The following is a 1,304-nucleotide window of genomic DNA, read 5'->3' on the forward strand; positions in this document are numbered from 1 at the left end:
GCATCCAGCAGTGCCTTGAGCGCGTTGGACAGGCCGTTGGCCGCTGTCAGCCAGTCCCGCGTGCCCGGCGCGACACTGGCCTTCTCCATGGTCTGCTTCCAGGTCTTCAGCAACGCATCCTGGTTCCACATCTGTGCTCGCAGGAGGATGGCTCCGGGGTCCTGCAGATCTTCCAGCTGCAGCTGCTCGAGCAGATAGCCCATGATGAGGCCGCGCGAGGCTGAGTCACGCAGCAGGTTGGTCACGACTTCCTGGTAGAGCACCCCGCTGGTGCTGTCCTTGCTGTCGAAGTTGCTCTGCATGTGCTGCTTGAAGGCAGGCGCCTGCCACCATGCGATCATTGCCCGATCAAGATCGGCCACGGTGTGCTCATAGAACCGCTCCTGCGCAGGCGCGTAGATCTTCTTCAACCAGTGGGTATGCGCATCGGCCTTGCGCAGGTGACGGCTGTACTTGCGCCAGGACTTCTCTGCCTGGGCCAGCACCGCCTCCTCATCCTCGACAGCAAATATGTCGTGATTCCACGCTTGCAGTGGCCTGGCCAGCTGCTCCGCGTTGGTCTTTCCGCCCAGTATGCTGACCACGCCACGACCGAACAGGGCCGCTTCCCTGCGGCGGTACCCGACTTCTTCGAAGGCCCCCTGTCGCACGGCGCCCTCCATCAGCGAGATGGACGAGGCAGACTGGACCCTCTCCCGCCGCTCAGGCTCGGCCTCCCATTCAAGAATGCGTTCGATGGCGAGCTGGTTGAGATCGGAAATGATGCCGATCGGATCGTCCAGCGCCACCAGCGCAGGCGGCGAAACCTGCGGGAGGCCAGCAGCAATGCCTGCCTGCGCGATCAACTGGTCGACCTGCGCGGTGGAGTAGTTTGCCCAATGATCCAGGCTGTGTACGAACGCATGCACACCGGGAACTGCGTTGATCGCCGGTATGCCCTGCACTCCCCGATCATTGCGGGAGACTGTCAATGTCGTGGATGGTTTGGCGAGATGGAGTTCAGCCACCAGCGCGGGAGCTTGCCCGAGTTCGGCAAGGTGTGGCTGCGGCTGCCCACCGGCCCGCCACGCGGCAACGTCAATGCATCGCATGTGCCGCTGGCGATAGGCGGGGTCCTGGTGCATCCCCCACACCCTGCGCGTCCACGGTGCGCTGCTGTAGGCCAGCCACAACAGGGTTGCCTGGGCGGCATCGGGCACGATGATGCATTTGGACAGCAGCGTTTCGCCGTGGCGCGAGCACCTCGCCGGCCGTGTATCGTTCTGCGGCGGCGGGGTCTGGTCGCGGATGTCGAACGCACTGAG

The 1,304-nt window shown here is 64.0% G+C and carries 1 protein-coding gene; it reads right to left on the reverse strand.

All coding sequences use genetic code 11. The annotated features are described in order from the left end of the window. A partial coding sequence (locus tag ACFQ6N_RS40905; protein WP_380659207.1) for a T6SS effector BTH_I2691 family protein occupies positions 1 to 1,304 on the reverse strand: 1,304 nt, incomplete at both ends.

The sequence above is a fragment of the Kitasatospora sp. NPDC056446 genome, assembly GCF_042796115.1.
In the GTDB taxonomy this organism is placed as follows: Bacteria; Actinomycetota; Actinomycetes; order Streptomycetales; family Streptomycetaceae; genus Kitasatospora.